A 5,768-nucleotide genomic window follows, 5' to 3' on the forward strand; every position below is an offset into this window, starting at 1 on the left:
CGTTCCGCTCGCCGCCGCGAGGGTTTCACCGTGGTGGACGGGACGAGCATCGTATCCGCGCCCGAGCCGCGCGGAGGAAGCGAGGACAGAGGCGGTCATGGCCGCAGCTCGCGTAGGGAGCGCCCGTCGCGCGGTGGATACGCGCAGGGTATCGAGCGCCACGGCTCCTACGAGCGTGTGAACCTTGGATCCGATCCTGCGGACCGTTTGCGCTCGCGCAGCGTCCGTACGCGCTATGATGAGGGTGGAAGCACGCGCGGGAGCGGTTCCCGACGCGGGAGAGGGGATTCCCATGACCGCTAAGCTCAAGGTCGCCATCGCGGCGGGCGGCACCGCCGGACATGTCAACCCGGCGCTCGCCCTTGCGGAGGAGTTGCGCCAGCGTGGGCATGAGGTGCGCTTCTATGGCGAATCGAGGCGCCTGGAGGGCAAGCTCGTCCCGGCGGCCGGATTCGCGTTCACGCCCATCCATGTGACCGGCTTCGACCGCGAGCGACCTTGGACCGCCATTGCCGCGCTCACCAACCTCGCCCGCACCGAGGGCAGGCTCGTGCGCGACTTCAAACGCGACCCCGCGCTGTGCCCAGATGTGGTGATCGGCTTCGGTGCCTATATCGAGATGCCGCTCGTGCGTGCGGCTGCGAAGCTCGGCATTCCGTATGCCCTGCACGAGCAGAACTCCGTGCCCGGCCTCGCGAATAAGCAGGCGGCGAAGGACGCCTCGCTCATCGCCATCGCGCAGCCGAGCGTCGCCGAGGCGTTCGAGAAGCGTGGCGCGAAGGCTTCTGCGGTCCAGATGATCGGCAACCCCGTGCGCGCATCGGTGCTCGACGGCAACTGCGAGCGCGGCCGCGAGACGCTCGGCGTGCCGCGGGACGCGACGCTGCTCGTGGTATTTGGCGGAAGCCTCGGCGCGCACCATCTGAACGAGCGCATGGTCTCGCTCAAGTCCGAGCTTTTGGCCATCGAGGGCGTGCATGTCCTGCATTCGACCGGCGCGGACGATTTCGAGGCGACCGAGCGCGCGCTCGCGCTGAGCGATGAGGAGGAGGCGCGCTACCGGGTGCGCCCGTATATCGATGACATGGGCGATGTGCTTGCGGCGGCGGACCTCGTGCTCTCGCGTGCCGGCGCGTCCTCCATTGCCGAGATCGCCGCCCTCGCCGTGCCCTCGGTGCTCGTGCCCTATCCCCATGCGACGGCCGACCATCAGACCACGAACGCACGCTACCTTGTGGATGCTGGGGCGGCGAAGATGTGTGCCGACGCCGATATCGACGATCGTGCCTTCGCGGAGCTCGTGTTGGGGCTCCTGCGCGACGCCGACGCGCGTGCCCAGATGCGCGCGCACGCCGAAGGACTCGGCCAGGCTCGTGCCGCCGAGCGCCTCGTCGACGCCCTCGAGGCCATCGCCCGGCCAGCGTAAAAAACCCTGGGGCTATTTCACGCTCCCGCTGCTTCAACCGAAATGCCGTGCTTTTGTGTCGCTCGATGATTTGAACTACAATCGTTTTCTTGAATCATCGGCTCGAAGCAGAGGATAGCCCCGTCATGACAGATTCCCAAAACCCCGAGCGCCCGCGGCGCATCCATTTCATCGGTATCGGCGGCGCCGGCATGAGCGGCATCGCGCTCGTCCTGCATGAGCGCGGCAGCGTGGTGAGCGGCTCCGACCTCAAGACGTCGCGCTATATTCGCCAGCTTACCCGCGCCGGGGTCGATATCCATATCGGCCATGAAGCGGCCACGATCGACGCCGTCGCGCCCGATGTCGTCGTCGTGTCTACCGCCATCCCCGAGACGAACCCGGAGCTCGTGCGAGCCCGTGAGCTTGATATCCCCGTCTGGCCGCGCGCGAAGATGCTCTCCGAGCTCGGTCGTGGCTATACCACCATCGCCATCGCCGGCACGCACGGCAAGACGACGACCTCTTCCATGACTGCCACGATGCTCGACCGCATGGACCTCGACCCGAGCTTCCTTATCGGCGGCATCGTCGAGGGTTACGACACGAACGGCCGCAACGGCTCCGGAGAGCTCTTCGTCGCCGAGGCGGACGAATCGGACCGCTCCTTCCTCTACCTCAATCCGGATATCGCCGTCGTCACGAACGTCGAGGCGGATCACCTCGATCACTACGATTCGCTCGAGGACATCCGTGCCACGTTCGCGAAGTTCATGAGCCTCGTGGGCGAGGCCGGCACGGTCATCGTCTGCGGCGACGACCCGAGCCTTTCCGAACTTGCGCGCTCAACCGGACGCAAGGTCATCACCTATGGCTTGGCAGAGGAAAACGACGTGCGCTGTGTGCCCGCTCTCGCGCATCGCGGTATCGCGGGGCGTTGTACGGTCACGCTTCCAGACGGAGGCGCGCACGAGGTCGCCATCAAGAGCAACCCCGGTACGCACAACCTTCTGAACGCTACCGCCTCGCTTACCGTTGCGTGGGCACTCGGCCTCGATGTCGCGCGCGCTGCGGAGGCGCTCTCGGGCTTCGCGGGCGTCCGCCGTCGCTTCACACACGTGGGCGATGTCGCCGGCGTCACGGTCGTCGACGACTACGGACACCACCCCACCGAGATCAAGGCGACGCTCGAGGCTGCGAGCTCGCTCGGCTTCAAGCACGTCGACGTCGTGTTCCAACCGCACCGCTATTCGCGTCTCCAGGCACTCGTCGAGGATTTCGCCGACGCCTTCGAGCGCGCCGACCGCCTGGTGCTCATCGACGTTTTCTCCGCCGGCGAGATGCCCATCCCGGGCGTGACGAGCAAGATGCTCGCCGACACGGTGCGCGCGCACCATCCGGGCATGGACGTGCGCTATGTGGCGGATCGCATGCAGCTTCCCGAGGTGCTCTCGCAGATCACCGAGGAGGGCGACCTGCTCATCACCATGGGTGCGGGCGACATCACCACGGCCGGCCCCGAGTTCATCGAATACATGAACGACAAGGACGCGTGAGAGGGCGTGGGTCTCTTCAACGCGGTCATGGCGCTTTCCGGTGCGCTCGACACGGACGTTTCCGAACAGGAGAAGCTCGCGCGCCATACGAGCTTCCGTATCGGCGGGCCTGCGGCGCTGTTCGTCACTTGCCATAGCTACCATGCCCTTCGCCATGCGATCGAGCAGCTGGAGCATGAGAGCGTGCCCTGGGTGATCCTCGGCCGCGGCTCCAACGTGCTCGTCTCCGACGATGGGTACGAGGGCGCGGTCGTGACGCTCGGCAACGAGTTCTCGCGCACCCTCATCGCTGAAGACGGCTGCACCGTTACCGTCGGCGCGGGCACGGTGCTCGCGCGCCTGGTGAACGAGGCGTATGCGAAGGGGCTCTCCGGCCTTGAGTTCGCAGTGGGCATTCCGGGTACCGTGGGCGGCGCGGTCTCGATGGATGCCGGCACGCGCGACGAATGGATCGGACGGCTCGTACAAGATGTCCTCACCTACAAACCGGGCGAGGGCATCAAGCACTACCGTGGATCCGATGTGGTCTGGGGGTACCGTGCGACCAGCCTCCCACACGACGAGATCCTGCTCGAGGTCACGCTCGCACTCAAGCAGGCACCCAAGACGGAGATCCGCGATAGGATGGAGCGCTATCTCTCCCGCCGTCGCCATACCCAGCCCCAGGCGGTCGCCTCGTGCGGTTCGGTCTTCCGCAACCCGCCGGAGGGAAGTGTGGGAAAGATGGTCGAGGACTGTGGATTGAAGGGTTTTTCCGTTGGCGGTGCCCAAGTTTCCGAGGTTCACGCTAACGTAATCGTCAACACGGGTTCCGCGAGCGCATCCGACGTCCTCGCGGTCATGCGGGAGATGTATGGGAAGGTGCGTGAGAAGTTTGGCGTCGAGCTACAACCGGAAGTCAAATTCCTCGGCTTCTCGCACCGCTAAACCCACGTATCGCCGCGCGAAGAGCGCGAAGCCGGCGAAGCCGACCGCATCGAAAGCGGCTGCCCCGAAGACGAAGGCTCCGAAGGGCAAGGTCGCCTCTCCTGTGCGCTCGGCTGCTGCGAAGGCGTCTGCGCCGCGCAAGAAGACGGCTACACGGAAGCTTCGCCCCTCTGTGCCGACGAGGCCTGCCGCCCCCGCGAAGGCGACCGCTGCCAAGGCGAGGCGCGCCGCTGCGTCGTCGAAGGACGCGTCCCCACGCGCGGCACGAGCGCGCGGCGGGGCATCTGTCCAAGGGAGCGGGCGCACGACTGCGCGCGCGGCCTCGACGCCCGCGTTCGTCTCGAACCTTCCCTTCGCCCGCATCGCCCTCGCGTTTGCGGGAATCGCCATCGTGGCCATCGTGGCCTGGGTCGTCATCACGACGTCTCCGATCTTCTCCGTCACGGATGTCGTGGTACGCGGCAGCGAACACGTTCCGCAAGCGATGGCCGAGCGCCTCATCGACGTTCCCGAGGGAACGACGCTCTTCAACGTGGATGCGGCGTCGATCGAGGAATCGCTCAAGCAGAATCCCTGGGTCGAGAGCGTTCAGATCGAGCGCCAGTTCCCGCATACGCTTATCATCACGCCGCAGGAATACGAGGTCGCGGCGATCGCCTACATCACGTCGGGCGATGTGGCGTGGGCTATTGGCACGAACAACACCTGGATCGCTCCCATATCACTTTCCGTGACCGTCGATGCCGAAGGGAACATCGTATCGACGACGGGGGAGACGCAGGGCGACGCCACGGCGGAACAAGACGGTACGGCATCTGCCGGCGAAGATGGCACAGCTGCGGCAGATGGCGGCGGTTCCGGAGACGACGCCGGCGGCGATGCGGTGACAGCCGGTGAGCCTGCAACCCCCGAGGACGCTCAAGGCGACGTCGCAGCTGACGACGGCTCCTCCGGTGACGATGCGCCCGGTGAGGCCGATGAAGTCAGCACCACGGGGAGCGACGGTGCCCAGGATGGCGCGGCGTCCGACGGCACGAGGGTGCTCACGGGACTCGAGGCGGCGCTCGCGCTCGCGCAACAGGACGATGCGATCCTTTTCATCAACATCCCCGCAGACGTCGCACCCGCCTCGGGTTCCGAAGTCACATCCGACGTCATCGTCGCGGGCCTTGCGTACTCGGATGGCTTTTCTACCGAGTTCATCGGCCAGATCGAAGATTTGTCGCTCGAGTCCGTCGACGCGATCTCGGCGAACCTCACGTCGGGCGTCGAGGTCTCGCTCGGCTCTCCGGAGAACATCGCCCTCAAGGAGCGCGTCGTGACCGAGCTTCTCGATCAGGTCGAGGGCATCACCTACATCAATGTGCGAGATCCCGAGAATCCGACCTACCGCGCCCTCTAGGTGAACTTGAGGATATATAGCCGGGCAGGTTGCTTGCCGTGCTTGAAGAAGGACGCCTGTCGCCGGTTGGTTGACGTCCCCGATTACCTGCGCATATAGTGCCACCTCCACATTTCGATGGATAAAAAGTTGACTAAACACCTGCTTTTGTGTAAAGATACGTCGGTTTACCTCGACGTTTAACGTAAACTTGAACGTTAGAGTTTCAACAAGGCAGTCCGAGTTCGGAGGACCGACATGCACGAGAGCGAGATCAGCAATTACCTTGCCGTCATCAAGGTGGTAGGCGTCGGCGGCGGCGGAACCAACGCGGTCAACCGCATGATCGAGGAAGGCATCCGTGGCGTCGAGTTCGTCGCCATCAACACCGACGCGCAGGCGCTCGCCATCTCGGACGCCGACATCAAGGTGCATATCGGCACCGATCTGACGCGCGGCCTCGGTGCCGGTGCGAACCCCGAGATCGGCCGTAAGGCGG

General features: G+C 65.2%; 5 protein-coding genes and 2 pseudogenes. 6 read left to right on the plus strand and 1 reads right to left on the minus strand.

Features of this window, described 5'->3' with window-relative positions; genetic code table 11:
• The 4 genes and pseudogenes from QZ079_RS07550 to murB form a co-directional block, all read left to right on the plus strand.
• A pseudogene (locus QZ079_RS07550) lies at positions 1 to 303 on the plus strand (hypothetical protein); the annotation flags it as partial.
• Positions 293 to 1,426 (plus strand): undecaprenyldiphospho-muramoylpentapeptide beta-N-acetylglucosaminyltransferase, encoded by a 1,134-nt coding sequence (murG, locus tag QZ079_RS07555; protein WP_297037191.1) that lies wholly within the window; start codon positions 293 to 295, stop codon positions 1,424 to 1,426. The pseudogene QZ079_RS07550 and the gene murG, both read left to right, overlap by 11 nt.
• Positions 1,427 to 1,551: 125 nt before the next feature.
• Entirely contained in the window at positions 1,552 to 2,961 is a 1,410-nt protein-coding gene (murC, locus tag QZ079_RS07560; RefSeq protein WP_297037193.1) for a UDP-N-acetylmuramate--L-alanine ligase, read from the plus strand.
• A 6-nt stretch (positions 2,962 to 2,967) separates the two neighbouring features.
• Complete coding sequence (gene murB, locus QZ079_RS07565) at positions 2,968 to 3,888, plus strand: UDP-N-acetylmuramate dehydrogenase (protein ID WP_297037195.1); 921 nt, start codon at positions 2,968 to 2,970, stop codon at positions 3,886 to 3,888.
• Here murB and QZ079_RS07570 read toward each other — a convergent pair.
• Positions 3,847 to 4,308, minus strand: coding sequence for a hypothetical protein (locus tag QZ079_RS07570; RefSeq protein WP_297037196.1), 462 nt, complete (start codon positions 4,306 to 4,308; stop codon positions 3,847 to 3,849). The two genes, murB and QZ079_RS07570, sit on opposite strands and share 42 nt — an antisense overlap.
• On the opposite strand from QZ079_RS07570, the gene QZ079_RS07575 reads away from it, so the two are divergent.
• Both QZ079_RS07575 and QZ079_RS07580 read left to right on the plus strand, forming a co-directional pair.
• Entirely contained in the window at positions 4,280 to 5,290 is a 1,011-nt protein-coding gene (locus QZ079_RS07575; RefSeq protein WP_297037198.1) for a cell division protein FtsQ/DivIB, read from the plus strand. The two genes, QZ079_RS07570 and QZ079_RS07575, sit on opposite strands and share 29 nt — an antisense overlap.
• Before the next feature lie 237 nt (positions 5,291 to 5,527).
• A pseudogene (locus QZ079_RS07580) lies at positions 5,528 to 5,768 on the plus strand (cell division protein FtsZ); the annotation flags it as partial.

The organism is uncultured Enorma sp. (genome assembly GCA_905210055.1).
Lineage (GTDB): Bacteria > Actinomycetota > Coriobacteriia > Coriobacteriales > Coriobacteriaceae > Enorma.